Genomic DNA, 25,758 nt, shown 5'->3' with positions numbered 1-25,758 from the left:
ACCACGATTAACAGTCTCTCCGGGCTGGCACTGCTCTAATGGCCGCCTCCAGTGACTCGGAACACGCCATGAATCCACTCTACCGCGCCGCCATCCACCAGCTTTTTCTCGCTCTCGATCTCCCGACGCCCAATGACGAGGAGAGCGTACTCAGCCTGCAGGTGGGCCCGCATCTCTGCCATCTGGCAGAACATCCGACCGATCACCTGTTGATGTTCACCCGCCTGGAAGGACAAGGAGACGCTACGGCCAGCGAGCAGAACCTGTTCAGCCAGGACCCTTGCAAGCCGATCCTGGGCCGCGACCCCGAAAGCGGCGAACGGCTGCTCTGGAACCGCCAGCCCTTGCAGTTGCTGGACAGGGCCCAGATCCACCATCAACTCGAACAACTGGTCGCCGCCGCCGAAGAGCTACGCTGAGCCCAGTCGGGCGAAAGGAGCCGATGCCGCAGGTTCTGCTTTCCTCGAAGAACCCCGGGGCTGAACTCCAGTGACCATGCCGAGCCAGCCGGAGCACCTGCCCTCGAGGCAGCCGGCTGCCACTGCCCGGGGGCAGTTCCAACTGCGTCAGCCCATGCAGCGCGTGCGAACAGAGGGGAGCCGAGGGATCGGGTGGCAGGAGCGAGATGCGACTTCGCGCTATCGACGGGCGTCCGGCTCGCTCCACTGTCGCCGTCCTCGCGTCCTGCTCCTCGTACCGGCAGTCCCCATCAGTTCCAGCGGACGTTGAGCACGAAGAAGTTCGCCAGCACCCAGACCACCAGCAGCAGGTGGGTCAGTTGCAATCCCTCCTGGCGGATCCAGTAGCCGAACCAGAGCCCGCCCAGCAGCATGCCGAAGAGCAAGCCGAGGGCCGCGCTCAGGACCAGGCTGAGCCAGGGCCAGGCCGTCTCCAGGCCGGCGCCGAACAGCAGTTCGCAACAACCGGTCCGGGCCGTGACGACGGCAGCGACCTACAGCGAACCGAGGCCGGGCGCAGGCGGAATCGAGCCGTTCGAGGGGCGCCAGCCTGGCGCCTCGCGGGCTCAGACCGGCGGCGTCTCGAGGAACACCGGCAACCCCTCCGCATAATCCGAATAGCTTGCCAGTTCCGGGTATTCGCTGGCGGCGACCCGCTCCGCGACCACCAGTTGGCTGAAGCGCCAGGCCACCGCGACGGTCACCCCGACCAGCTCGATGCCACCGTCGCGTGCCAGCGGCTCCTGGCGCAGCGCTGCCTCCAGCCAGTCGTAGGCCGCCAGCAACTGCCCCTCCACCCGCTCCAGCCAGGGGCCGTGGCGGCGTTCCTCGGGACGCAGGTTCAGTTCGTAGTAGATCTGCACGGATTTCTCGCAGGCCACCAGCGCCGCGCCGATCAGACTCAACGCCCGTGCACGGGCCTGCGGCCGTTGCGGCAGCAGACTGCGTTCGCGGCCGGCCAGGCACTCCAGGTAATCGAGGATCAGGCTGGAGTCCATCAGCACGGTGCCATCGTCCAGCACCAGCGTGGGCGCCTTGACCATCGGGTTGAACAGGCTGAACGCCTGGAAATTGCGGAACACCGACAGCGGCCGGTGCTCGTAGGGCAGGTCCAGCAGGCGCAGGGCGATGGCGACCCGGCGCACAAAAGGCGAATCCAGCATACCGATCAGTTGCATCGCGGCATCCTTTGTCGATGATTAAGCGCCGCTAAGAGGGCGACGCCTGGGAAAATCACTCTAGTCGTTGCACAACGCGAAAAATATCGAGATAAATTCAGCGAATCCTTTAGAAAAACTTACATGAGCGACCTCCCTCCCCTCACCGCCCTGCGCAGCTTCGAAGCGGTCGCCCGGCTCGGCAGCATCAGCCAGGCCGCCAGCGAGCTGCACGTCACCCACTCAGCGATCAGCCAGCAGATCAAGCTACTGGAAAACCTCCTCGGCCTGGCCCTGTTCGTCCGCGAGGGGCGCGGCCTGCGCCTGAGCGAGAACGGCCGGTTCTACGCCCTGCAGGTACGCGCCTCTCTGGGCGAGATCGCCGACGCCACGCGGGTGGTGCGGGCGCGTCCACGGGAGGGTGAGCTGGTGGTCACGGTGATGCCGTCCTTCGGCCTGAACTGGCTGCTGCCGCGCCTGCCGCGCTTTCGCGAGCGCCATCCGCACTGTCGCGTGCGGCTGGTGGCCAGTCTTGACGTGCAGAACCTGCGCCAGGGCCTGGCCGACCTCGGCGTACGCATCGGCAAGGGCGACTGGGAAGGGATCGGTCGGGAACGCCTGTTCGACGACGAGTTGCTGATGGTCGCCGCGCCCGACTTCAACGGCGGCCGCCTGCCGCGCACGCCGAGCGAGATCGTCGCCTGCCCTACACTGCGCTCCACCGAATCCTGGGCGCTCTGGTGCCAGCGCGCCGGCGTGGCGGAACCGCAGCACGGACTGCTGATCAATGACTCGAACCTGCTGCTGGAAGCCGTGCGCCTGGGCCAGGGCATCGCCCTGGAGCGTCGCAGCCTGGTCGCCGGCGCCCTCGCCGAGGGCCGCCTGGTGCAACTGGGCGACATCCGCGTGCCCTACCCCTATCCCTACTGGCTGGTCTGGCCGCAGCGCGAGCCGCCGAGCGACCGCCACCAGGCCTTCGCCGACTGGCTGCGCGAGGAGGCCCGGCGCTACCAGGCCGAGCAACCGCCGCTCAGCGAATGAAGTTGCGGCTGATCTCGCGGAAGCGGTCGCTGCCGGCGCGTTCCATCCATTCGAAGGCGACCATCTCCCGCGACACGATCATCGCCCCGGCCTGGCGCATCCGCTCCACGGCCAGCGCCTTGTCGCTCGGCCGCCGCGAGCCGATCGCCTCCTCCACGACGAACACTTCGCGACCACGGCCAAGCAGGTCGAGCACGGTCTGCAGCACGCAGACGTGCGCCTCGCTGCCGCAAACCACGAACTGCCGGCGGTCGCCGCCGGGCGCGCGCAGCAGGGCGCCGTCGGCGGCGGCCGAGAAGTCCAGCTTCTCGAGGATCTGCGTGGGCTCCAGCTCATCGCGCAGGGCCGCCACCGTCGGCCCCAGGCCCTTGCTGTACTGCTCGCTGGCCAGCACCGGCACGTCCAGTGCGCGGGCCACGCGCAACAACCACTGGCTGTACTCGACCAGCGCCGGACCGTCGTCGATGGCCGGCAGCAGGCGTTCCTGGATATCGACCACCAGCAGGGTCGAGGTTGCGGCGCGGATCAGCATGGCGTCCTCCTTCGGTTCGACGTCTCGGTTCGTCTGGCTTAGGCTTGCACGGCACGGGCGCCATGGACAGCGCGTCCTCCCACAACCCTAGCAGGAGCCTGCGATGAATATCAGCCTGCATTTCGAATCGCGCCTGCAGGCCAGCCCCGAACAGCTCTGGCGGTGGATCACCTCGGTGGACGGGATACTCCGCGAGATACGCCCGTTGCTGAGCATGAGCGTACCGCCCGGTATCCGCAGCCTCGAAGACCTGGAGGTAGTGCCCCGGCGCCCGCTGTTCCGCAGCCACATGCGCCTGTTCGGCTTGCTGCCGCTGGGCACTTCGCAACTGACCCTGCTGGAGCTGACGCCCGGCCACGGCTTCATCGAACAGTCGCCGATGACCGGCATGCGCCTCTGGCGCCACGAGCGACGCATCCTGCCGACACCGGGCGAGGCCGGGGAATGCCTGCTGGTCGACCAGTTGACCGTGCGCCCGCTATTCGCCGCCGGACTGGTACGCTGGTTCCTCACCCGCATCTTCCGGCATCGCCACCGGGTGCTCTGCCGGCAGTTCCGCACGGACCGCCGGTGACCCTCGGCTACGCTGAGGAGTGCGCCCGCCCGCATCCGTCATACCCTTCTGGAGAGCAGCACAAGGACCGCTCATGAATCGCATCAAGCACCTGCTCAAGGACCTCGCCATCCTGATCCGCGCCAACCTCTGGCTGATCCCGGTGATCGCCGCCCTGGTCGCCGCGGTGTTCTATTTCGTCGCCCCACCGCCGCCGATGAGCGCGACCATGGCCACCGGCGCCGAGGGCGGCGGCTACGCCGTGTTCGCCGGCAAGCTCCGGGAAAAGCTCAAGGAGCAGGGCTTCGAACTGAAGCTGGTGCCCAGCGCCGGCTCGCGCGACAACCTGGAGCGCCTGCTCGGCACCGGCGAGGTCGACATCGCCCTGGTCCAGAGCGGCCAGGAGCGCCAGCTCGAAGCCGGGCAGGCGCGCCAGTTGCAGACCCTCGGCGCGGTCTACCAGGAACCGCTCTGGCTGTTCCACCGCAGCAACGTGCACATCGACCAGCTCAGCGACCTGCTGCACCTGCGCCTGGCCATCGGCAGCGACGGCAGCGGCACCCGCGCCGCCACCGAGGCGATCCTGCAGGCCAACGACATCGCCCCGGGACACTATCCGATCACCTGGGAAGCCCGCGGCGGCAACGCGGTGGTCGACGACCTGCTGGCCGGCAAGCTGGACGCGGCGTTCATCGTCGGCCCGGCGGAGAACCCGGCGATCCAGAAATTGGCCGACAACGACCAGCTTCGCCTGGTCAACTTCCGCCGCAGCGCCGCCTACGAGGCGCGCCTGCCGTTCCTCAAGCGGGTCGAGGTCGGCGAAGGCCTGCTCAACCTGCCGCGCAACGTGCCGGAACGAAACATCAGCACCCTGTCGCCGGTGGCCACCCTGGTGATCAACGAACGCTTCCACCCGGCGCTGATCCCGCTGGTGCTGGAAGCCGCGCGCGAGGTGATGAAGGACGGCAGCCTGCTCGACAAGCCCGGCGCCTTCCCCAGCGCCGAGCCGCGCACCCTGCGCCTGCACGAGGACGCCGAGCGCTACTACAAGAGCGGCCTGCCGCTGCTGCAGCGCTACCTGCCGTTTCGCATCGCCTCCCTGGCGGACCGCTACATCATCCTGCTGATCCCGTTCATCGCCATCCTCATCCCGCTGATGAAGTCCATCGGCCCGCTGTATCGCTGGCGCATCCGCGCGCGCATCTACCGCTGGTACCGCTACATCCGCGACATCGACCGCAAGCTCGACAGCGGTACCGACGCCGAGCAACTGAGAAGCGAGATCGAGCGGCTGGAGAAACTGGAGAGCGAGCTGAACACCGTGGAGGTGCCGCTCTCCTACTACCACGAGCTGTACGAGCTGCACCTGCACCTGAACTTCGTGATCAAGCGCCTGCACGGTCTGCAGGAACGCCAGGCGACGCAGGCAGAAGCCGGCAACCTCGGGTAAACTGGCCGATCCGCGGGCGCGCCAGCGGCGTGTCCCGCAGCGTCGCGGAAACCTGCGCGGCGCCGCCGATTACCTGAAAGGTCGAACCTGACATGCCGATCCATCACGCCATCGTCCACCTGATCGAGAAGAAGCCCGACGGCACCCCGGCCGTGCTCCACGCGCGCGACGCCGAGCTGGGCGACTCCCAGGCCATCGAGAACCTGCTGGCCGACCTCAACGAAAGCTACAACGCCAAGAACAAGGCCTGGGGCTTCTTCCAGGGCGAGTCCGGGGCCTACCCGTTCAGCGGCTGGCTCGGTGAGTACCTGGAGGGCGATCGCGACTTCGTCGGCTTCAGCCGCGAAGCGGTCGAGCACCTGCAGAAGCTGATGGAGGAGTCCAATCTCTCCACCGGCGGCCACATCCTGTTCGCCCACTACCAGCAAGGCATGACCGACTACCTGGCGATCGCCCTGCTGCACCACAGCGAAGGCGTGGCGGTGAACGAGTCGCTGGAGGTCACCCCGTCGCGCCACCTGGACCTCGGCCAGTTGCACCTGGCCGCGCGGATCAATATCTCCGAATGGCGCAACAACAAGCAGTCGAAGCAGTACATCTCGTTCATCAAGGGCAAGGGCGGGAAGAAGGTCTCCGACTATTTCCGCGACTTCATCGGCTGCCAGGAAGGGGTGGATTCGCCGAGCGAGACGCGCACCCTGCTGAAAGCCTTCAGCGATTTCGTGGAAAGCGAGGACATGGCCGAGGAACAGGCCCGCGAGAAGACCGAGACGCTGGTCGACTACGCCACCTCCCAGGCGCGCATCGGCGAGCCGATGACCCTCGACGCGCTTTCGGAACTGATGGACGACCAGCAACCGCGGGCGTTCTACGACTACATCCGTAACAAGGACTACGGCCTGTCGCCGGAAATCCCGGCGGACAAGCGCACCCTCAACCAGTTCCGCCGCTTCACCGGCCGCGCCGAAGGCCTGTCGATCAGCTTCGAGGCGCACCTGCTGGGCTCCAAGGTGGAATACGACGAAGAGCGCGACATGCTGATCATCCGTCAGTTGCCGACCCAGTTGAAGGACCAGCTCAAGCGGCGCAAGGACTGACCCGCGCCGCCCCGGAGCGCCGCCGGCGCTCCCTTTCCCTCCTCAGCCGCAGGCCCAGTCGAAGCGCATGTCGCGGAAATCGAGCTGGGCGTTGCCGCCGCCGAAGTTGTAGCCGCCCAGGTATTCCTCGAACTCTACGTAGAAGGGACTCATCTCCGGCACGCCCTGCACCGGACGCATGGTGCCGCCGATATGGTTCGGCAGGTGCCCTTCCACCCAGGGATGCTCGCGGTAGTTGTCGCGCTCGATCTTGCCGTCCAGCCAGTAGTGCGGCAGCTGGTAGCCGCCGTCGCCGTATTCGCTGGGCACCACCCCGGCGTTGGGGTCTTGCGCCCGCGCCGTCCAGCGCAGGGAGTAGCGCTGCTGGTGGCCGGCCGCCGGGCGGCCACCGAGGGCGCGCAGCAGGTAGTAGTCGTCCTCCGCCCAGTCCGGCACGAAGCTGGCCGCCGAACCAGCCTCCAGCCACTGCGGCGGCTCGGTCTGCGCCAACAGCGGGTTGCCCGCCGGCAGCGCCGGCGGCTGGCAGGGCGCGCCGCTGAATTCAGCGGCGTCGAGCAGGATCAACGCATAGGCACCGCCGAGGATGTCCTCCATCCGGTGCAAACGCGGATGGCTATTGCGCCCGGCCTCCCAGAACGGCCGCAGTTCCGCTTCGGCCGGCGGTTGCACGGGCGGATCGATGAGCATCTCGCGAATGCCGTCGACGCTGGTCGGTCCACCGTCGTTCTGGTCCGGGGCGAGGGAGAAGAAGCTCAGCGCGACGATCTCCGGGCCATGCACCCGGTAGTCCTCCGGCAGCAGCAGGGTGAAGCCGTGCATCAGCGGATAGCCGGTGTCCGGATCCAGCGGCCACTGCTCCGGACGGATGCCCGGCGGCAGGCCGAAGCACCAGCCGTGGTTGGCTTCGCCGGCGTGCGCGGCGTCGTTGACGATTTCGATGTCGTAGGCGTTCATGGCCACTCCCTGGTCGGTTTTTCCTGTTCCCGGCCACGCCGGCCGGGTGTCGCAGTGTAAAACGGAGTCCCCCGCAGGCGAAGGACTTTCAGCCCAGGCCCACGCCGAGCGCGGTGCCCAACCCATAGGTGAAGGCCGCGGCAAGGGTACCGACCAGCACCTGGCGCAACGCCGAGAACGCCAGCGGCCGCCCGGTGAAACGGGCGGTGACCGCGCCGCTGAACAGCAGCGCAAGCAGGCTGAACAGCAGGCTTGCGACCAGCGCCGCGGCACCGTCGAGGAACAGGAACGGCGCCACCGGCACCAGGGCGCCAAGGGAAAACAGCAGGAACGACGTGCCCGCCGCGTTCCACGGGTTGCCGCCCAACTCCGTCGGATCGATGCCGAGGGCCTCGCGGGACAAGGTGTCCAGCGCGCCACGACCGTCGTTCATCAGTTGCAGGGCCACGCGCCGGGCGGACACCTCGCTCAGCCCCTTGGCGGTGAAGATATCGATCAGTTCCTGGGTCTCGGTGTTCGGGCAGAGCCTGAGCAGGCGTTCTTCCTCGGCGATGCGCTTGCTCGCCATCTCGCGGGCGTTGGTCACCGACAGCCACTCGCCGAGGGCCATCGAACAGGCCCCGGACACCAGTCCGGCCATCCCGGTGAGGACGATGGACGAATGCGCCATGCTCGCACCCGCCACGCCCATCACCAGGCACAGGTTCGACACCAGGCCATCGTTGGCACCGAGCACCGCGGCGCGCAGCTTGGTGCCGGCGTCGCGGTCCGGCCTCGCCTCGGGCAACGCGCACTGCGGCGGATCGGCGTCCGGCCGCAGCGGCGGGGTCTCCGCCGGCATGCCTCAACGCGCCTCGATGCGAAAGCCCAGGCGCGGGAAATGCACATGCACGGTACCCGCCCGCGGGTCTTCGCGGCGCAGGATGAGTTCCTCGCTGCCGGCGAAGAGCAGTTCGCCCTGTACCGCGTCGACACCGTAGTCGGTGGCGGCGATGGCGACCGCCTGGCCGGGCAGGAAACCGTTGGGGTCGCTGAAGGATTCGTCCGGCAATGCCGCAGGCTGGCTGCCGCGAGCCACCTCCAGGGCTTCCTCCGCACTCATCTCGGCTGGCGCGCCATGGCCGAAGCCGAGCACCCGTCCCAACCAGGCCTGCACCTGCGGGTAATCGTCGACCAGCGGCGCGGTGACCGGCGTGCCCTTGAGGAACCACAGGCAGTGCGCCACGGCGAAGTCGGCGACGGACGCTTCGCCGAACAGGAAATCGCCGTCCTCGCGCGACAACTGGCGCTCCAGTCGCGCCATGAATGCCGGCCACTGGTGGCGCGCCTGTTCCAGCGGCAGGCGGCCGGCGCTGCCGCCGCTGAATAGCTGGCTGCGATCGGCCATGAAGGCCTTGAGGAATTCCGGCGGCAGCTTGCCGAAACGCACGGCGATGGACTCCGGGGCGAACGCCAGGCTTACCGCGTGCTGGAACAGCACCGCGTCGGCCCACTGGGCGAAGCTCGCGGCGACCATCTCCTGGCCTTCGGGAAACAGCGCCGGAACCGCCTTTTCCTGCTCCAGGCGACGGGCGATCAACGCGGTATCGCAATACACATCGGCGCCGACCTGCAACACCGGGGTCTTCCGATAGCCGCCGGTCAGCGCCACCAGGTCCGGCTTGGGCATCACCGGCGGAATCATCACCGAACGCCAGGACAGTTGCTTGAAACCGAGCAGCAGGCGCGCCTTCTCGGCGAAGGGCGAAGTGGGATAGTGATGCAGGATCAGCTCTGACATGGGCGCCTCCGGGCGGATGTGAGGCACCAGCTTAGCGCGGCTGGGAAAACACGCCTATGACAATCCGGGACATGAAGGGCGCCCCATCGCCTGGCCCGATGGGCCTGGCGATGGGCGCGCTCAATCCAGCCGGCACCCCTGGCGGGTGATGGTCATCCGCCGGTACGCCGCACGCGGCGCCTCGCGCGCCTCCAGGGCGGCGAGGAACTCCCGGGGTCGGTCCAGCGGCAGGCCGGTGAGGAAGGCGCTATCCAGCTCCCACCAGCGTGAGGCGAGCAGGCCCTCGATGATCTCTGGCGGATGCCGGTAGCGGATCACCTGCGCCGGAGTCCCGGCGACGATGGCATAGGGCGGCACGTCGCGAGTGACCACGGCGCGCGTGGCGATGATCGCCCCAGTCCCGACCTTGACCCCTTCCATCACCATCGCGCTGTGCCCGATCCAGACGTCGTGGCCGATTTCCGCGTAGCTCAGCGCCGGCTCGTAGCGCAGCGCGGTGCCGGTGTGCTGGAAGGGGTGGCTGCTCACCCAGTCGCTGGGATGGGTGTGTTTTTCCTGGCCGATGAAGCAGTCCGAGCCGATCGAGCAGAAACGCCCGATGGACGCCACCAGGGACAGGTCGGTGCCGCTGCGCACATAGCTGTAGGCGCCGATCTCCAGCCTCGGCGGGACGATGCGCAGGTGGCCGAGTTCGACCTGCTCCTCGAGCACCAGCGTGGTGCGCTTGCCGACACTGGCCGGGCCGCCGGCCAGCTTGCAGCCGCGGCGGCGGATCCAGCGTTTCCACCAATGATTCTTCAGGTAACCCACGAATACCCCATGACCGCAGATGAACGTCCTAGATTGCCGGCTCGCCGACCTCGCGCAACACCGGTACGCCGACCAACAGGCGCTCCTTGGCGCGCTTGCTCAGGGCCTTGATCGCCCGCTCGCGGCGCAGGGCGTCGCCCTTGCTGGCGCAGGCCTCGACGTAGACCAGCGCGCGGGCGGGGCTGGAATGGAAGAAGCGCGCGCCCTTGCCGCTGCAATGAGTGTCGAAGCGGCGCAGCGGATCGTCGCTGATGCCGCAGTACAACGCGCCGTTTTCCGCCCTCACCAGGTAGACCGACCAACACTTCCCGATCGCCGCCGTGGCGGCCGTCGCCTCACTCACTCCAGACCCGCTCCCGCATCCGCTCGCAATACGCCACCAGGCGCGGATAGCCTCGCGCCACATGGCTGAGTGGGGTATCCAGGGTCGCCTCGATGAGGTTGGCGAGGATACCGTAAGCGGCGGCATCGGCGCTGCACGGATGTTCGCCGCCGTAGTACGGGACCTGGCCAAGCAGGCCGTCGAGGGCATCGAGGTCGTCGCGGGCGAAGGCCAGCAGTTCGTCCCTGCCGTGGACCCCGAGTCCCTGCGCCCTGAGGGTAGCGCGGACCTTGCGGCGCATGGCCCAGGCCACCGCGTCGCGCACGCCGAATGGCAGCGAGCCGAAGAACACCGGCTTGAGCACGCGCCAGCTGTCCTCGTCGAACCAGCGGAAATACAGCATCAGGTAGTACAGGTGTTCGTCGCACAGGCGCGTGATCGCCCGTGCCCAGCCCTTGCCCCGGGCATCCAGGCCGGCGTCGAGAGTGACCCCGTAGCGCTCGCCGAGGGTACGGATGACGATCTCGCTGTCACCGATCGCCTCGCCCTCGATACGCACGTAGGGCAGCTTGCCCTTGGGCGCCTTGCGCGGGTCGCTGACGACCTTCACCTGATACTCCAGGCCGGCCAGGCGCAACCAGGTTTCCAGTTTCAGGCAGTAGGGACTGGCATTGGGTACGTTGAATGCGGCGGGGAACTGGAAGAGCGTGATCATCGCGGCGTCCTGCGGGTTGTCCGCGGCGAGCTTAGGAGATTATCCGCGCTTCGGCCACCGACAGCCTCAGCCGGCCGCCGGATGGGCAGCCTGGTAGGCGGCCAGGCCCTTGCGCGCCTGCCCGCGGATCGCCCGCTGCACCGGCGGCGCCCAGCCCAGCAGCAGGCCCTTGGCGCCAAGCGCCTGGCGGCTCCAGCGCCACAGGTCGAACTGGTCGCGATGCTCGACGATCAAACCGCCGGCGAAGCGGAAACGGGCCTCGATGCGATTCTCCACCCTGCGCCCGGTCTGGGTGAACAGGTAGTGGGCCACCCATTGCGCACGCCCCTCGTTCTCGTCGGCGCGGACGTTCGCGTAGTCCAGGCGGAAGTCCCGCGCCCGGCTGGTCAGCAGGCGCCACATGTCGCCCACCTCGCGCCCGCGCAGTTCGCCGAAGGCCGGGTCGTGGAAGGTCGCCTGGGGAGCGTAGCAGGCCGCCATGGCCTCGCCGTCGAGGCGCTGGAAGGCCTGGTAGAAGCGCTCGATCAGTTCGGAGTTGGGGTGGGCCATGCGGGGTTCCTTGCGATGATAGGGACTTGCCAGGCGTCCCCAGGCGGGAACGCCGTCGTGCCGGGTCGTTTCAGCCGAACCACTCGCGGGCGCTGCGCCAGAGGCAGATACCGACGAAATAGGCCGAGGCGGCGAACCACAGGCCGAGCAGGATCGGCAGGTCGGCCGGCTGCTGGACGATCAGCAGACCGCTGCTGATCAGCCAGACGAAAGTCACGGCGATGTTCAGCGGCATGAACTGGCGCACGCGGAACGGGTGGAGGAACTTCATCCGGGTCAGGGTCAGGGCAGCCAGCACCAGCACCGTGGCGAGGTTGACCCAGGGGTGCAGGTCGAGCACGTAGAAGTACACCGCCACCACGTTCCAGGCGGCCGGGAAGCCGACGAAGTAGTTATCGGTGCTCTTCATGTTGACGTTGCAGAAGCAGAACAGCGATGAAACCAGGATCACGCCCACCGCCAGCAGCTCGAAATGCTCCGGCAGGGGGATGTAGCGGTAGATGAAGATGGCCGGGATGAACACGTAGGTCAGGTAGTCGATCACCAGGTCGAGCACCGAGCCGTCGAAATGCGGCAGCATTTCCTTGACTTCGTACTTGCGCGCCAGGGTGCCGTCGAGGCCGTCCACCAGCAGGGCCAGGCCGAGCCAGAGCAGGCAGGCCTGGGGTTTGTTGTCGACCAGCGCGAGCAGGGCCAGCAAGGCCAGGATCACGCCACTGGCGGTGACGGCGTGGACGCCCCAGGCCTTGGCTTTGTTGATGGGAGTCATCGATAGGTTCACGGGCATTTCTCTTGTTCGGTGTTCGGCATGACGCGTCGCTCTATAGTGCACCGGCACCGGTGCGTCTGTCTGTTATCGGATTGTCGGTGCTGGCGAGAGTTCAGCCAGCCCCGCCGGTCAGCGAATCGGCGGCGCATAGTGCAGGCCGCCGAGATTCCATTGCGCGTTGAGGCCGCGCGGCATCTTCAGCGGGCTGCCGTCGCCGACGTTGCGGGCGAAGATCTCGCCATAGTTGCCGACCTGGCGCACCATCTGCACCACCCAGTCGCGCGGCAGTTGCAAGTCCTTGCCAGCGTCGCCCTCGCTGCCGAGCAGGCGGGCGACGTCCGGGTTGCGGCTGTCCCTGGCCTGGCGCTCGACGTTGCTCGAGGTGACCCCCAGCTCCTCCGCGTTGAGCAGGCCGTACAGGGTCCAGCGGACGATGTTGAACCAGGCTTCGTCGCCCTGCCGCACGGCCGGGCCGAGCGGCTCCTTGGAGATCACTTCCGGCAGCACCACGTACTGGTCCGGCTTGGCCAGCTTCAGGCGCTGGGCGTAGAGCTGCGACTGGTCGGAGCTGAGCACGTCGCACTGCCCCGCCTCCAGGGCACGGGCGCTCTTCTCGTAGCTGTCGTCGAGCACCGCCTTGTAGCGGATGCCGTGGGCCCGGAAGTAGTCCGCCACGTTCAGCTCGTTGGTGGTGCCGGACTGGATGCACACCGTCGCGTCCTTCAGTTCGCGGGCGCTGGACACGCCGAGCTTGCGATTGACCAAGAAGCCCTGGCCGTCGAAATAGGTGACGCCGGTGAAGTGGATGCCCAGCGCGGTATCCCGCGAGCTGGTCCATGAGGTGTTGCGCGACAGCAGGTCGACCGTGCCGGACTGCAACGCCGAAAACCGCTCGGTGGCGGACAGCGGGGTGAAGCGCACCTTCTCGGCATCGCCGAACAGCGCGGCGGCCAGCGCCCGGCAGATGTCGACGTCGAGCCCCTTGAAACGGCCCTTGGCGTCGGCGTAGGAGAACCCCGGCAGGCCGTCGCTGACGCCGCACTGCACGTAGCCCTTGCGCTTCACCGCATCCAGCGTCGCACCGGCCTCGGCCGTGGCGCTGGCGCCGAGGCAAACGGCGGCCAGCAGCAGCCAGGTACCTTTCATTATTGTCATCTGTTCGCCACTCCCTTCGCCGCCCCTGGGTGAACCGCCGGCCCCGCGCCGGTCGCTTCCCGGGCCGGTCGCCGCACTGTAACCGCAAGCGCCGCGGCACCGGCAGAGGCAGCCGGCGGCGCGACCGCGGCGGGCGACGAACGGCGTACCCGGCGCACTTCCCTTAGCAAAGCGCATCCGCGGGAAATTGGCGAATGCATGATCTGCGACAATCTGGCCGACTTGCGAGCGGGAAAGCGCCTGTTGTCGAATGGTCCTCCCATTCCGAACGCATATGCCCCCTGCCTGGAGCCGTCATGAGCGAACCCCTGATCCTCGATGCCCCGAATGCCGACGCCTGTATCATCTGGCTGCACGGCCTGGGCGCCGACCGTACCGACTTCAAACCGGTGGCCGAAGCCCTGCAGATGGTCCTGCCGAGCACCCGCTTCATCCTCCCCCAGGCGCCGAGCCAGGCGGTGACGGTCAATGGCGGCTGGGTCATGCCGAGCTGGTACGACATCCTTGCCTTCAGTCCGGCGCGGGCCATCGACGAAGACCAGTTGAACGCCTCCGCCGACCAGGTCATCGCTCTCATCGATGAACAGCGCGCCAAGGGCATCGCCGCCGAGCGAATCATCCTCGCCGGTTTCTCGCAGGGCGGCGCGGTGGTCCTGCATACCGCCTTCCGCCGCTACGCCCAGCCGCTCGGCGGGGTGCTGGCGCTATCCACCTACGCGCCGACCTTCGACGACCTGGCGCTGGACGAGCGCCACAAGCGGATTCCGGTCCTGCACCTGCACGGCAGCCAGGACGACGTGGTCGACCCGGCGCTTGGCCGCGCGGCCCATGACGCCTTGCAGGCGCAGGGCGTGGAGGTGGGCTGGCACGACTACCCGATGGGCCACGAGGTGTCCCTGGAGGAAATCCACGACATCGGCGCCTGGCTGCGCAAGCGCCTCTGACGCCCGGAGCTTCTCTCAGACGGCGTGCAGCCGGTAGTTCAGCGCGTAGCCGCCGAGCAGCTCTTCCAGCGCCGCCCGGCGTCTTTCGTCAAGCGCGGGAACGTGCAGGTGGGCGAGCTGGCCGTGGCGCTCGTCGGCGACCACCTCCACGCGGATATCCTCGGCGATCCTCCGGCTTTCCTCCTCCAGCACCCGGCGGATCGCGTCCAGGCGCAGCGCCGGCTTGAAGGTCTTGCCCACCGCGGTGACCGGCATGCTCTCGATCAGCCAGATATCCTTGGGCACCGCCGCGCGCTCCGGTACGTGGCGGCTGGCGTGCTCCAGCAGCTCTTCCTCGCTGGCGCTGGCGCCGGGCTTGAGCTGGATATACGCCACCGGCAGCTCGCCGGCCCTGGCGTCCGGCTTGCCCACCGCCGCCGCCAGGGCCACGGCCGGATGCCGGTGCAGCGCTTCTTCGATCATCTGTGGGTCGATGTTGTGGCCACCGCGAATGATCAGGTCCTTGCTGCGCCCGGTGAGCCAGATGTAGCCGTCCTCGTCGATACGACCGAGGTCGCCGGTATTGAACCAGCCATCGCCGATCCAGATATCGCGGTTCCGGTCCTGTTGCAGGTAGCCCTTGAACACCGTCGGGCCCTTCAGGCAGAGGTTGCCCACCTCGTTCGGCGCGGCATCGCGCAGGTAATTGCCCTCGCCGTCGAGCACCGCGACCTTCACCTGGCAGTACGGCAGGCGCAGGCCGATCGAACCCGGCCGGCGCTCGCCGCCACGCGGGTTGCAACTGGTGCCGCAGGTACCTTCGGTGAGGCCGTAGCCCTCGATCACCTTGAGCCCGGTACGCGCCTCGAACTGGCGGATCAGCTCCACCGGCATCGGCGCCGCGCCGCACAGGGCGAAACGCAGGCTGGACAGGTCGCGGCCATCGCTGGGGACCTGCAGCAACGCCGCGTAGATGGTCGGCACGCCACTGAAGCTGGTGACCCGGTAGCGTTCCACCAGCTTCCAGAAGTCCTGGATCAGGGTCGGATTGCGGTAGCCCTGGGGCCCGGCCAGGAGCACCTGGGCGCCGCGATGGAAGGGCGCCAGGCCGGTAACCATCACGCCGTTGACGTGGAACAGCGGCAGGCCGCAGAGCAGCACGTCGTCCACCCCGTAGTCGGCGTTCAGGCCCATGATCTCGGCCATCGCCACCTCGTTGAAGTGGCTGTGCGGCGCCAGCTTCGGCGTGCCGGTGGTGCCGCCGGTGTGGAAATAGGAAGCGACGTCGTCCGGATGGATCGCCCGTCCGCTCTCCAGGCGGTCTGCCGGGCAGTCGGCGATCAGCGTATCGAAGTCCAGCACGCCCTCCGGCAGCGGCCCGCGCTGGGCCTTGAGCGCCTCGCGCTGCGGCGCCGGTAACAGGTTGGCCGGATCGACCACGACGATCGCGTACAGCTCCGGCAACTGCGCGCGCAGGCCGGCGACCTTCTGCCACAGGTCGGTGCCGGGGAACGGCGCCAGGGTCACCAGCACCCGGGTGTTGGAGGCGCGGATCAGCTCGGCGATGTGCTCCGGCTCCAGCAGCGGGTTGATCGCATTGACGATCCCGGCGGCCTCGCCGCCCCAGATCACGTAGTGGGTCTGCGGCAGGTTGGGCAGCAGGAAGGACACCGCCTGGTGGCTTTCCAGGCCCAGCCGGTGCAAGGCGTTGGCGGTCTGGGTGACGCGGGCGAACAGCTCGGCATAGCTGATCCGCAACGGTTCTTCGGCGGCGCTGCCATGCAGCAGGCAGCTCAGGGCGATACGCTGGCCGTGGCGCCGGGCCGAGCGTTGCAACAGTTCGTAGGTGCTGGACGGCAGGTCGCGCTGTTCCAGCGGCACGCGTTCCAGGGCTTCGATATCGCTCAGCCCGGCGATCGATGGGGACGGATTCATGGTTTTCTTGTTCTTCCGTTGGTGAGTGGGCGGACACTCGCCGGATCGCTCCGGCACCATCCCGAAGATGCCACCCCCGTCGTCGCCCTACCGTTGTCTTTTTGTAGCGCGCCGCCGGTCCCGCGCACGAACCCTCCCGGAGGCTCTCCCGGGAACTTCGCGCAGCCCCCTCCAGGCCCCGTCCGGCCAGGCCTGGAGGTGCCCGACCAAGCATGGATTTCTCCCCGCTGGCAACATGCTTTACACTGGCGCCCGTTCATTCCTTAACCACTACGAGATCGCCGTGCTCAAAGCACTCAAGAAAATCTTCGGCAAGGCCGACGGAACCCAGCCGCAGAGCGGTTCCTCCCCGGTCCCGCAAGGCCCTGCCGGCGCTACCGCGAAAGGTACCGCCCCCACCGGCGAAAAGCCGACCGAGAAACGCCCACGCAAACCGCGCCCCCCGCACGCCGACAACGAGTCCGGCGCCCCGCGCGCCGCTGAAAAGGCCGAGAAAGCCGAAAAGCCCGCCAAACCCGCCGGCAAAGAAGGCCGGGACGCCAAGCCGCGCACCGACAAGCCGCGCCGCGAACGCAAGCCGAAGCCGGTGGACAACTGGAAGCTGGAAGACTTCGTGGTCGAACCGCAGGAAGGCAAGACCCGCTTCCACGACTTCAACCTCGCCCCGAGCCTGATGCACGCCATCCATGACCTCGGCTTCCCCTACTGCACGCCGATCCAGGCGCAGGTACTGGGCTTCACCCTGCGCGGCCAGGACGCCATCGGCCGCGCCCAGACCGGCACCGGCAAGACCGCCGCGTTCCTCATCTCGATCATCACCCAGTTGCTGCAGACCCCGCCGCCGAAAGAGCGCTACATGGGCGAGCCGCGCGCGCTGATCATCGCCCCGACCCGCGAACTGGTGGTACAGATCGCCAAGGACGCCGCGGCGCTGACCAAGTACACCGGGCTGAACGTGATGACCTTCGTCGGCGGCATGGACTTCGACAAGCAACTCAAGCAGCTGGAAGCGCGCTTCTGCGACATCCTGGTAGCCACCCCAGGCCGTCTGCTGGACTTCAACCAGCGCGGCGAGGTGCACCTGGACATGGTCGAGGTGATGGTCCTCGACGAAGCCGACCGCATGCTCGACATGGGCTTCATCCCGCAGGTCCGGCAGATCATCCGGCAGACCCCGCACAAGGGCGAACGCCAGACCCTGCTGTTCTCGGCGACCTTCACCGACGACGTGATGAACCTCGCCAAGCAGTGGACCGTCGATCCGGCGATCGTCGAGATCGAGCCGGAGAACGTCGCCAGCGACACCGTCGAGCAGCATGTCTACGCCGTGGCCGGCAGCGACAAGTACAAGCTGCTGTACAACCTGGTGGCACAGAACAACTGGGAACGGGTGATGGTCTTCGCCAACCGCAAGGACGAAGTCCGCCGCATCGAGGAACGCCTGACCAAGGACGGCATCAGCGCCGCCCAGATGTCCGGCGACGTACCGCAGCACAAGCGCATCCGCACCCTGGAAGGCTTCCGCGAAGGCAAGATCCGCGTCCTGGTGGCAACCGACGTGGCCGGCCGCGGCATCCACATCGACGGCATCAGCCATGTGATCAACTTCACCCTGCCGGAGGACCCGGACGACTACGTACACCGTATCGGTCGTACCGGCCGCGCCGGCGCCTCGGGCACCTCGATCAGCTTCGCCGGCGAGGACGATGCCTTCGCCCTGCCGCCGATCGAAGAACTGCTGGGCCGCAAGATCACCTGCGAGATGCCGCCGGCCGAACTGCTCAAGCCGGTACCGCGCAAGCACTGAACGCAGGCGTGGAGAAAAAAGGCGAAGCCATCCGGCTTCGCCTTTTTCGTTTCTGCGACACGCAGGTGCCGCCGTCGGTCATCGAGGCGGGTCGGCGCTTGCCCGGCAATACCTTAAAGTCCAGAATGGACAAATTGTTTACATCCATTCCGGAGATCGCATGAGCGCCGCCACTCCCCTGATCGTCCAGCAGGCCGAAGCCGAGCAACTGCTCGCCCGTATCGACGTCCTCCAGGCCATGCGCCAGCTGTTCCTCGACCTGGCCGCCGGCCAGGCGCTCCAGCCGGCCCAGCAACTGGTGGAGTTCCCCGCCGGTCGCGGCGACTTCATCAACTACCTCGGCGTGCTCGCCCAGGAACAGGTCTACGGAGTCAAGACTTCACCCTACATCGTTCGCGAACAGGGCCCGTTGGTCACCGCCTGGACCCTGCTGATGTCGATGCAGACCGGCCAGCCCTTGCTGCTCTGCGATGCCGCCCGGCTGACCACCGCGCGCACCGCCGCCACCACCGCCGTGGCGGTGGATGCCCTGGCTCCGGCCGAAGCCGGCCGCCTGGCGCTGATCGGCAGCGGACCGGTAGCCCATGCCCACCTGCAATACGTGAAGGGCCTGCGTGACTGGCAGGGCGTGCGAGTCCATTCGCCGTGCCTGGACGAGCGCCGCCTGCAAAGCCTGCGCGCCATCGACGCGCGCGCCGAAGCCGCCGGCAGCCTGGAGGAAGCGCTGGACGAAGCCGATGTGATCCTGCTCTGCACCTCCTCGGCCCGAGCAGTGATCGACCCGCGCCAACTCAAGCGCCCGGCGCTGGTCACCTCGATCAGCACCAACGCGCCCCGCGCCCATGAGGTACCGGCGGAAAGCCTGGCGGCCATGGACGTCTATTGCGACTACCGGCACACCACCCCAGGCTCCGCCGGCGAGATGCTGATCGCCGCCGAACAGCATGGCTGGAGCCCCGAGGCGATCCGCGGCGACCTCGCCGAACTGCTCAGCGGCCAGGCGCCACGTCCGGAATACCGGCGCCCGGCGTTCTTCCGCTCGATCGGCCTGGGCCTGGAAGACGTAGCCCTGGCCAACGCCCTCTACCGCCTGCGCCAGGCAGGCTGATCGCGTGATGCAGGAGAGCAGCATGATCGAAGCGGATTACCTCGTCATCGGTGCCGGCATCGCCGGCGCATCCACCGGCTACTGGCTGTCGGCCCACGGCCGGGTCGTGGTGCTGGAGCGCGAGGCGCAGCCCGGCTACCACTCCACCGGCCGCTCCGCCGCGCACTACACGGTGGCCTACGGCACACCCCAGGTGCGCGCGCTCACCGCCGCCAGCCGGGCCTTCTTCGACAACCCGCCGGCCGGCTTCTGCGAGCATCCGCTGCTCAGCCCGCGTCCGGAAATGGTGGTCGACTTCAGCGACGATCCGGAAGAACTCCGCCGCCAATACGAAAGCGGCAAGGCGCTGGTGCCGCAGATGCGCCTGCTGGACGCGGAACAGGCCTGCTCGATCGTGCCGGTGCTGCGTCGCGACAAGGTCTTCGGCGCCACCTACGACCCCACCGGCGCCGACATCGATACCGACGCCCTGCACCAGGGCTACCTGCGCGGCATCCGCCGCAACCAGGGGCAGGTCCTGTGCAACCACGAAGCGCTGGAGATCCGCCGGGTCGACGGCGCCTGGGAAGTCCACTGCGCCGCCGGCAGCTACCGCGCGGCGGTGCTGATCAACGCCGCGGGCGCCTGGTGCGACACCATCGCCGGGCTGGCCGGCGTCCGCCCGCTGGGCCTGCAACCCAAGCGCCGCTCGGCCTTCATCTTCGCCCCGCCGCCGGGCATCGACTGCCACGACTGGCCGATGCTGGTCAGCCTCGACGAATCCTTCTACCTGAAGCCGGACGCTGGCATGCTGCTCGGCTCGCCGGCCAACGCCGATCCGGTCGAGGCCCACGACGTGCAGCCCGAGCAACTGGACATCGCCACCGGCATGTACCTGATCGAAGAAGCCACCACCCTCACCATTCGCCGTCCGGAACACACCTGGGCGGGGCTGCGCTCGTTCGTTGCCGACGGCGACCTGGTGGCCGGCTACGCCGCCGATGCGGAAGGCTTCTTCTGGGTCGCCGCCCAGGGCGGCTACGGTATCCAGACCTCGGCGGCGATGGGCGAGGCCAGCGCCGCGCTGATCCGCCACCAGCCGCTGCCGGCGCACCTGCGCGAGCACGGCCTGGACGAGGCGATGCTGTCGCCGCGCCGCCTGTCCCCCTGATGACCCGGCGGCGGGTTTGCGGCACACTCGCCTCGCCCGCCGTCCCACGAGAGTTCCTGCGCATGAGCCCGAGCCAAGACCCCAGCCTGGAGAACTACCGGGCGATCGCCGACGGCATCGCCACCCTGTTCTTCCCCCACGCCGAAGTGGTCCTGCACGACCTGCGCAGCCAGCGGGTCGACTACATCGCCAACAACCTGTCCAAGCGCGAGGTCGGCGACGACTCGGCGCTGGAAGACATGCTCGAAGGCGATAGCGACGAGCGCAACATCGGTCCCTACGAGAAGCTCAACTGGGACGGGCAGAAGATCCGCTCGGTCAGCACCGTGCTGCGCGACTCCGCCGGCCAGCCGCTGGCGGTGCTGTGCATCAACCTGAACATCAGCCTGTTCGAGAGCGCCAAGGCGGCACTCGACCTGTTCCTCTCGCCGAGCAAGCTGATTCCGCAACCGGACGCGCTGTTCCGCGACGACTGGCAGGAGCGCATCAACACCTTCCTGCACGGCTGGCTGCGGCAGCGCCAGCTCGGCTTGAACCTGCTGACCCGCGAGCACAAGCGCGAACTGGTCCTGGCCCTGCACGCCGAGGGCGCGTTCAAGGGCAAGAGCGCGGCCAACTATGTGGCCAACGTGCTGAACATGGGCCGGGCGACGGTCTACAAGCACCTCAAGGAGCTGAAGGAAGGCGGCGACTGACGGCAGCCGCCGCCGGCGAGCGGTCAGTCGCCGTAGATGTCGCTCTTGAAGTACTTGCCCTCGATGCGCTTGTAGGTCCCGTCGGCACGAATCGCGTCGATCGCCGCGTTGAGCTTGCCGACCAGCTCGGCGTCCCCCTTGCGCACCGCGATCCCGGCGCCCTCGCCGAAGTATTTCGGGTCCTTGAACTCCGGCCCGACGAAGGCGTAGCCCTTGCCGCGCGGGGTATCGAGGAAGCCGGTCTGCAGCGGGATGGAGTCGGCGAAGGTGGCGTCGAGGCGGCCGGCCACCAGGTCCAGGTAGATCTCGTCCTGGCTGGTGTAGCGCACCACTTCGGCACCGGCCTTGGCCAGCACCGCACTGGCGAAGCGGTCGGCGGTAGCGCCGCGCTGCACGCCGATGCGCTTGCCGGCCAACTGGCTGAAGCTGTCGTCGAGCTGGGCGCCTTCCTTCATCACCAGGCGGCCCGGCGTGAAGTAGTACTTGTGGGTGAAGTCCACCGAGCGCCGGCGTTCCTCGGTGATGGTGATGGAGGACAGCGCGGCGTCTATCTTGCGAACTTTCAGCGAGGGAATCAGGCCATCGTACTCCTGCTCGATCCACTGGCACTTCACCTGCATCTGCGCGCACAGCGCGTTGCCGATGTCGTAGTCGAAGCCGGCCAGTTCGCCTTCGGCGGTCTTGAAGGAAAACGGCGGGTAGGCGGCCTCGATGCCGATCCGCAGGTTGCCATCGGCGGCGACGGCGGATCCGCTGGCGAGCACGCCGAGCAGCAGGCCTCCCAGCAGGTTCTTGGTGTTCAGCGACTTGATCATGGACGACTCCAGGGGTGACGAAGGTGCGCCCGCGGCCCGGGCAGGAAACAGACGGTGATCCGCCTTTATACTTTTCGTCCAATCTGGACCAAAAAGTATACATCGTCAATCGCCGTCCCTCCTCCGCTACCCCTCCTTACCTCCTTCGAGGAATAGGCCCGCCGGCCCGCGGGACTTAGTCTTGAGCCATACACAGCCACCCCGCGAGGTGTTCCGCTACGCAGACATCACCCCTTGCTCCATTTCAGCTATCACGGTTAAGGCTCTATTTACGCCTGGATCCCCGCGTCACGCTCATGCCGCGGGGATTTTTTCGTTTCGTCAACGCCCTTGAGAGGCTTCGCTACCCGTCGCAAGCCGCGCTCCGCCAGCTAGCGCGCCCAGGTCGGCGCCGAGCGCGAGTACCGAAGGGTGCCTGAGCGACGTACGGGACCCGGTCGGGCTGGACATGCCCGGCCACCCGGACGCGCGGCGCAGCTAGGTGATCGCACGCAGTTCCTGCGACGGTTATGCCGTGATGTTTTCCGGGGGCGAGCTGTACAGCAGCGAGACCGGCGACGAGACCCTGCTGGCCTACCAGAAGAGCGGCCTCGCCCTGGCCGCTGGCGAAGGCCCGCTGGAGGCGCCCCGAGTCGCCTCAGCCGCCGCTCATGTTCATGAAGCGCAGCACCTGCACCTCGCCGGCGGCGCTGAATTCATGGCGCGCCGGCTTGCGCTGGAGCGCCTCGCCGATCGCTTCCAGCAACGGCCCGTCGTGCAGCGGGTGGCGGCGCAGCAGCGCGCGCAGGTCGAGCGAATGCTCGTGGCCGAGGCACAGCAGCAGGCGGCCCTCGACGGTCAGGCGCAGGCGGTTGCAGGTGGCGCAGAAGTTGTGCGAGTGCGGCGAGATGAAGCCGATGCGTGTCTGCGGATGCTCGACCAGGCGCACGTAGCGCGCCGGCCCGCCGCTCTGCTCGGCGCTGTCGAGCAAGGCGTGGCGCTGGGCGATCAGCGCGCGTACTTCGTCGCTGGAGCAGAAGCTCTCGCCACGTTCGCGGCCGACCTGGCCAAGCGGCATCTCCTCGATGAAGCTGATATCCAGGCTGCGGGCGATGGCGAAGTCCACCAGCGCCGGCACCTCATCGGCGTTGCGCCCCTTCATCACCACCGCGTTCAGCTTGATCCGGCGGAAACCGGCGGCCTGGGCGGCGTCGATGCCGCCCAGCACCTTGTCCAGCTCGCCGTTGCGGGTGATCGCCCGGAAGCGCAGCGGATCGAGGGTATCGAGGCTGATGTTGAGACGCGACAGGCCGGCGTCGTACAACGGCCGGGCGTAGCGCACCAGTTGCGAGCCGTTGCTGGTCATGCACAGTTCGCGCAACCCCGGCAGTGCCGCCAGGCGCTCGCACAGGCCGACGATGCCGGGCCGCACCAGCGGCTCGCCGCCGGTCAGGCGCAGCTTGCGCACACCGCCGGCGACGAACAGCCGGGCGACCCGCTCGATCTCCTCCAGGGTCAGCACCTGCTGGCGCGGCAGGAAGCGCATGTCCTCGGCCATGCAGTAGACACAGCGGAAGTCGCAACGGTCGGTGACCGACAGGCGCAGGTAGTCGATCTGTCGGCCTTGGCCATCGATCCAGTCGGTCATGTCCTGGGTACTCCGTTTGATCTTCGGGAGGGAGAGGGAAACATCGGCGCCGAAGGCTATTGCACCAGCGCCCCATCCGCACCCTCGAAGGCGAAGCCCTCGATGCAGGCGTCTCCCGCCAGCACGCCGATGTACTGTCCCACCGCTCGCTGCAACACCTGCGCTTGCAGGTGCGCGGCGATCTGTGCGCGGGCCGCGTCGAAGTCGAGCGGCTCGCCGCCTTCGCGCGCCAGCAGTTCCACCACATGCAGGCCATAGCGGCTTTCCAGCGGATGCTCGAGCAGCCCGGGCGCGCGGCGCAGCAGGCGCTTCTCGAATTCGGGGACGGTCTGCCCCGGCTCGATCCAGCCAAGGTCGCCACCCGACTCCTTCGACGGGCAGGCGGAGAAACGCCGGGCCAGGTCGACGAAGCGCTCGGGATGCCCGCGCAACTCGTCGAGCAGCTCCGCGGCCTGCTTGCGCGCCGTCTCGCGGCCTTCCAGGTCGTCCGGCGCGCAGGCCAGCAGCACATGGCGCAATTGCAGGCGCCAGGGGCCGAGCAGGCGCCCCGGATTGGCCGCGTACCAGGTCCGGCAGGCGTCTTCGTCGGCTTCCGGGACCTGCACCTCTTCCTCCAGCAATTGGCGGATGCGCGCTTCCTCCGGCGTCTCGCCGTCTTCGCAGCGGGCCTCGATGCCCAGCGCGTCGGCCCGTTGCAGGAGCAACTGGCGGACGATCAGCGCACGGCAGGCGGCCTCCAGCGCCAGCGCATAGCTGTCCGCCGGGTGGTATTGCAGTTCGCGGGCCAGCAGGTCTTCGCCGATGGCCATGCCGTTGACCTTCAGTTGCGGCAGTTCGACCTTCTCGACGCGTTCTTCGTAGTGGGAGCAACTCATGATCGATCACCTCGGTTCGGCGGGCCGGCGCCGGATGCGCCGGCCGCCCAGGGTTCAGGCAGGACGTTTCTGACGCACGATCTGGTAGCGCCGGCCCAGGTACCACACCGGCGCGCTGACGATGTGCACCAGGCGGGTGAAGGGGAACAGCACGAACAGGGTAAGGCCCAGGCCGACGTGCAGCTTGTAGACCAGGCCCACCGGCGCGATGGCCTCGGCCGCCGCCAGCGGACGCAGGGTGACGATGGCCTGGGCCCATTCGGCGAGCATCACCATCACCGAGCCATCCATGTGATGGGTCGAGGCGACGATGGTGGAGAGGCCGAGGATCAGCTGGGCGTAGAGCACCAGCAGGATCATCAGGTCGGAGGCGTTGCCGGTGGCGCGCACCCGTGCGTCGGTCAGGCGGCGCAGGATCAGTCCGCTCAGGCCGATGAAGCAGAGCACGCCGAAGAAGCCGCCGGAGACCATCGCCAGCAGTTGCTTGTTCTCGGTGCTGATCAGGTGGTGGTAGACCGAGGCCGGGGTCAGCAGGCCGACGAAGTGGCCGGCGAGGATGAACAGCACGCCGACGTGGAATAGGTTGCTGTATACCCGCATGCCCTTCTTGCTGAGCATCTGGCTGGAACCGGCCTTCCAGGTGTACTGCGAGAGGTCGAAGCGCGCCCAGCTGCCGACCAGGCAGATCAGCAGCGCGACATAGGGATAGATCCCGAAGAACAGAAGATTGGTCGACATGCTCAGACTCCTTCGCGGGCCGCGCGGTACTGCATCTGCGGTACCGGCTGGGCGACCCATTGCAATGGTTGTTCGGTGGACGCCGTTGGACGGCGGCCGCTGCTCGACGGGCAACCGCCGGCGGGGTCGGTGAAGCTCACCGGGGTTTCCTCCCAGGCCCGGTCGATGGCCTCCAGGCTGTCGTCGCGCTGTTCCTGGGCCTGGTCGCGACGCAACGCGCCGAGGTCCGGGCGCTCGCCGCCGAGTTCCAGCAACGCCTCGAAAATCGCCGCATAGGCGCTGCCGCGTTCCTCCAGGCGCAGCGCCAGCAGGCCGAGGATGTGCGCCACTTCGGCGAGCCCTTCGCTGGCCGCCGCGAACGGCAGCAGCGACAGGTATTCGAGGTACAGCGGCAGGTAGTCCGGCAGCTCCGGTACGTCGATCTGCAGGCCGGCCCCGGTATAGCGGTCGAGCAGGTCGACCATCGCCTGGCCACGGTCGCGGCTCTCGCCGTGGACGTGCTCGAAGAGCAGCAGCGAGACCGAGCGGCCGCGCTCGAAGAGACCGTCGTAGCGCGCCTGGACGTCCAGCAGGTCGCCCTGGCAGAGCTCGTTGAGCAGCGCCGCGAGGCCGTCGCGCAGCGCTTCCGGCAGTTCGCAGGTGCGGATCAGCGCATGCAGGCCGAGGCTCTCCTCGCGCAGCTCGGCGCGTGGATAGTCGAGTAGCAGGGCGAGCAGGCGGAACAGTTGGCTGTGATCGTTCAT

27 protein-coding genes and 1 pseudogene are annotated in these 25,758 nt (G+C 67.8%); 10 read left to right on the top strand and 18 right to left on the bottom strand.

Going from position 1 to position 25,758, the window contains the following annotated elements; all coding sequences use genetic code 11:
* Window positions 1-68 precede the first annotated feature (68 nt).
* Entirely contained in the window at window positions 69-419 is a 351-nt protein-coding gene (locus FHW81_RS02145) for a CesT family type III secretion system chaperone (RefSeq protein WP_003111148.1), read from the top strand.
* Window positions 420-709: 290 nt separating this feature from the next.
* On the opposite strand, the pseudogene FHW81_RS02140 reads toward FHW81_RS02145, so the two are convergent.
* Window positions 710-949 (bottom strand): annotated as a pseudogene (locus FHW81_RS02140) (DUF2165 family protein); the annotation flags it as partial.
* A gap of 75 nt (window positions 950-1,024) precedes the next feature.
* Entirely contained in the window at window positions 1,025-1,636 is a 612-nt protein-coding gene (locus FHW81_RS02135; RefSeq protein ID WP_003113789.1) for a glutathione S-transferase, read from the bottom strand.
* A gap of 123 nt (window positions 1,637-1,759) precedes the next feature.
* On the opposite strand from FHW81_RS02135, the gene FHW81_RS02130 reads away from it, so the two are divergent.
* Complete coding sequence (locus FHW81_RS02130; RefSeq protein WP_034030091.1) at window positions 1,760-2,656, top strand: LysR substrate-binding domain-containing protein; 897 nt, start codon at window positions 1,760-1,762, stop codon at window positions 2,654-2,656.
* Here FHW81_RS02130 and FHW81_RS02125 read toward each other — a convergent pair.
* The gene (locus FHW81_RS02125) at window positions 2,646-3,188 is read right to left on the bottom strand and encodes a hydrolase (RefSeq protein ID WP_003100571.1); all 543 of its coding nucleotides are present in this window, start codon (window positions 3,186-3,188) and stop codon (window positions 2,646-2,648) included. The two genes, FHW81_RS02130 and FHW81_RS02125, sit on opposite strands and share 11 nt — an antisense overlap.
* Before the next feature lie 103 nt (window positions 3,189-3,291).
* Here FHW81_RS02125 and FHW81_RS02120 point away from each other — a divergent pair, with 103 nt between their 5' ends.
* From FHW81_RS02120 to yejK, 3 genes are all read left to right on the top strand, one after another.
* Window positions 3,292-3,762 carry a hypothetical protein gene (locus tag FHW81_RS02120; protein ID WP_003100569.1) on the top strand — a complete coding sequence of 157 codons (471 nt, stop codon included), beginning with the start codon at window positions 3,292-3,294 and terminating at the stop codon, window positions 3,760-3,762.
* Between the two features lie 73 nt (window positions 3,763-3,835).
* The gene (locus FHW81_RS02115) at window positions 3,836-5,191 is read left to right on the top strand and encodes a TAXI family TRAP transporter solute-binding subunit (protein ID WP_003111143.1); all 1,356 of its coding nucleotides are present in this window, start codon (window positions 3,836-3,838) and stop codon (window positions 5,189-5,191) included.
* Between the two features lie 92 nt (window positions 5,192-5,283).
* Entirely contained in the window at window positions 5,284-6,288 is a 1,005-nt protein-coding gene (gene yejK / locus FHW81_RS02110; RefSeq protein WP_003113787.1) for a nucleoid-associated protein YejK, read from the top strand.
* A 42-nt stretch (window positions 6,289-6,330) separates the two neighbouring features.
* On the opposite strand, the gene FHW81_RS02105 is transcribed toward yejK, so the two are convergent.
* The 9 genes from FHW81_RS02105 to FHW81_RS02065 form a co-directional block, all read right to left on the bottom strand.
* Window positions 6,331-7,242, bottom strand: coding sequence for a hypothetical protein (locus FHW81_RS02105; RefSeq protein ID WP_033942015.1), 912 nt, complete (start codon window positions 7,240-7,242; stop codon window positions 6,331-6,333).
* Between the two features lie 88 nt (window positions 7,243-7,330).
* Window positions 7,331-8,083: a VIT1/CCC1 transporter family protein gene (locus FHW81_RS02100; RefSeq protein WP_003143097.1), complete on the bottom strand. Its 753-nt coding sequence runs from the start codon at window positions 8,081-8,083 to the stop codon at window positions 7,331-7,333.
* 3 nt (window positions 8,084-8,086) lie between these two features.
* Window positions 8,087-9,022 carry a glutathione S-transferase family protein gene (locus FHW81_RS02095; protein ID WP_003092916.1) on the bottom strand — a complete coding sequence of 312 codons (936 nt, stop codon included), beginning with the start codon at window positions 9,020-9,022 and terminating at the stop codon, window positions 8,087-8,089.
* A gap of 120 nt (window positions 9,023-9,142) precedes the next feature.
* Window positions 9,143-9,832 (bottom strand): CatB-related O-acetyltransferase, encoded by a 690-nt coding sequence (locus FHW81_RS02090; RefSeq protein WP_003092917.1) that lies wholly within the window; start codon window positions 9,830-9,832, stop codon window positions 9,143-9,145.
* A 28-nt stretch (window positions 9,833-9,860) separates the two neighbouring features.
* Window positions 9,861-10,175 carry a GIY-YIG nuclease family protein gene (locus FHW81_RS02085; protein WP_003119275.1) on the bottom strand — a complete coding sequence of 105 codons (315 nt, stop codon included), beginning with the start codon at window positions 10,173-10,175 and terminating at the stop codon, window positions 9,861-9,863.
* On the bottom strand, window positions 10,168-10,869 hold the full coding sequence (locus tag FHW81_RS02080) for a glutathione S-transferase C-terminal domain-containing protein (RefSeq protein WP_003092922.1): 702 nt from the start codon (window positions 10,867-10,869) through the stop codon (window positions 10,168-10,170). The genes FHW81_RS02085 and FHW81_RS02080 overlap by 8 nt, the downstream gene beginning before the upstream one ends.
* A gap of 66 nt (window positions 10,870-10,935) precedes the next feature.
* On the bottom strand, window positions 10,936-11,418 hold the full coding sequence (locus tag FHW81_RS02075; RefSeq protein WP_033942018.1) for a nuclear transport factor 2 family protein: 483 nt from the start codon (window positions 11,416-11,418) through the stop codon (window positions 10,936-10,938).
* 70 nt (window positions 11,419-11,488) lie between these two features.
* Window positions 11,489-12,205, bottom strand: a complete 717-nt coding sequence (pcsA, locus tag FHW81_RS02070; RefSeq protein WP_003105024.1) for a phosphatidylcholine synthase — start codon at window positions 12,203-12,205, stop codon at window positions 11,489-11,491.
* Between the two features lie 111 nt (window positions 12,206-12,316).
* On the bottom strand, window positions 12,317-13,342 hold the full coding sequence (locus FHW81_RS02065; protein WP_003092927.1) for an amino acid ABC transporter substrate-binding protein: 1,026 nt from the start codon (window positions 13,340-13,342) through the stop codon (window positions 12,317-12,319).
* 296 nt (window positions 13,343-13,638) lie between these two features.
* Here FHW81_RS02065 and FHW81_RS02060 point away from each other — a divergent pair, with 296 nt between their 5' ends.
* Window positions 13,639-14,286 carry an alpha/beta hydrolase gene (locus tag FHW81_RS02060; protein WP_003105021.1) on the top strand — a complete coding sequence of 216 codons (648 nt, stop codon included), beginning with the start codon at window positions 13,639-13,641 and terminating at the stop codon, window positions 14,284-14,286.
* A 15-nt stretch (window positions 14,287-14,301) separates the two neighbouring features.
* Here FHW81_RS02060 and FHW81_RS02055 read toward each other — a convergent pair whose 3' ends face one another.
* Window positions 14,302-16,200, bottom strand: a complete 1,899-nt coding sequence (locus tag FHW81_RS02055) for an acyl-CoA synthetase (RefSeq protein WP_106120609.1) — start codon at window positions 16,198-16,200, stop codon at window positions 14,302-14,304.
* A 283-nt stretch (window positions 16,201-16,483) separates the two neighbouring features.
* On the opposite strand from FHW81_RS02055, the gene rhlB reads away from it, so the two are divergent.
* From rhlB to dauR, 4 genes are all read left to right on the top strand, one after another.
* Entirely contained in the window at window positions 16,484-18,007 is a 1,524-nt protein-coding gene (rhlB, locus tag FHW81_RS02050; RefSeq protein WP_031630373.1) for an ATP-dependent RNA helicase RhlB, read from the top strand.
* Between the two features lie 160 nt (window positions 18,008-18,167).
* Entirely contained in the window at window positions 18,168-19,115 is a 948-nt protein-coding gene (dauB, locus tag FHW81_RS02045; protein WP_033986687.1) for an NAD(P)H-dependent anabolic L-arginine dehydrogenase DauB, read from the top strand.
* 22 nt (window positions 19,116-19,137) lie between these two features.
* Window positions 19,138-20,265, top strand: coding sequence for an FAD-dependent catabolic D-arginine dehydrogenase DauA (gene dauA / locus FHW81_RS02040; protein ID WP_010793392.1), 1,128 nt, complete (start codon window positions 19,138-19,140; stop codon window positions 20,263-20,265).
* 62 nt (window positions 20,266-20,327) lie between these two features.
* Window positions 20,328-20,960 (top strand): transcriptional regulator DauR, encoded by a 633-nt coding sequence (gene dauR / locus FHW81_RS02035; RefSeq protein WP_003113779.1) that lies wholly within the window; start codon window positions 20,328-20,330, stop codon window positions 20,958-20,960.
* Between the two features lie 23 nt (window positions 20,961-20,983).
* Here the strand turns inward: dauR and FHW81_RS02030 are convergent, their stop codons facing one another.
* The 5 genes from FHW81_RS02030 to narJ form a co-directional block, all read right to left on the bottom strand.
* On the bottom strand, window positions 20,984-21,775 hold the full coding sequence (locus FHW81_RS02030; RefSeq protein WP_003118292.1) for an ABC transporter substrate-binding protein: 792 nt from the start codon (window positions 21,773-21,775) through the stop codon (window positions 20,984-20,986).
* Between the two features lie 637 nt (window positions 21,776-22,412).
* Window positions 22,413-23,402 carry a GTP 3',8-cyclase MoaA gene (moaA, locus tag FHW81_RS02025; RefSeq protein WP_033980671.1) on the bottom strand — a complete coding sequence of 330 codons (990 nt, stop codon included), beginning with the start codon at window positions 23,400-23,402 and terminating at the stop codon, window positions 22,413-22,415.
* A 56-nt stretch (window positions 23,403-23,458) separates the two neighbouring features.
* Window positions 23,459-24,277, bottom strand: a complete 819-nt coding sequence (locus FHW81_RS02020) for a peptidylprolyl isomerase (RefSeq protein WP_003105307.1) — start codon at window positions 24,275-24,277, stop codon at window positions 23,459-23,461.
* 54 nt (window positions 24,278-24,331) lie between these two features.
* Window positions 24,332-25,015 carry a respiratory nitrate reductase subunit gamma gene (gene narI / locus FHW81_RS02015; protein WP_003105305.1) on the bottom strand — a complete coding sequence of 228 codons (684 nt, stop codon included), beginning with the start codon at window positions 25,013-25,015 and terminating at the stop codon, window positions 24,332-24,334.
* A gap of 2 nt (window positions 25,016-25,017) precedes the next feature.
* The gene (narJ, locus tag FHW81_RS02010) at window positions 25,018-25,758 is read right to left on the bottom strand and encodes a nitrate reductase molybdenum cofactor assembly chaperone (protein WP_003092956.1); all 741 of its coding nucleotides are present in this window, start codon (window positions 25,756-25,758) and stop codon (window positions 25,018-25,020) included.

The sequence above is a fragment of the Pseudomonas sp. RC10-4-2 genome (assembly GCF_050433085.1).
Taxonomy (GTDB): Bacteria; Pseudomonadota; Gammaproteobacteria; order Pseudomonadales; family Pseudomonadaceae; genus Pseudomonas; species Pseudomonas aeruginosa.
Note: the sequence above shows the minus strand (reverse complement) of the source record. Positions and strands in the feature narration are given on the sequence as shown.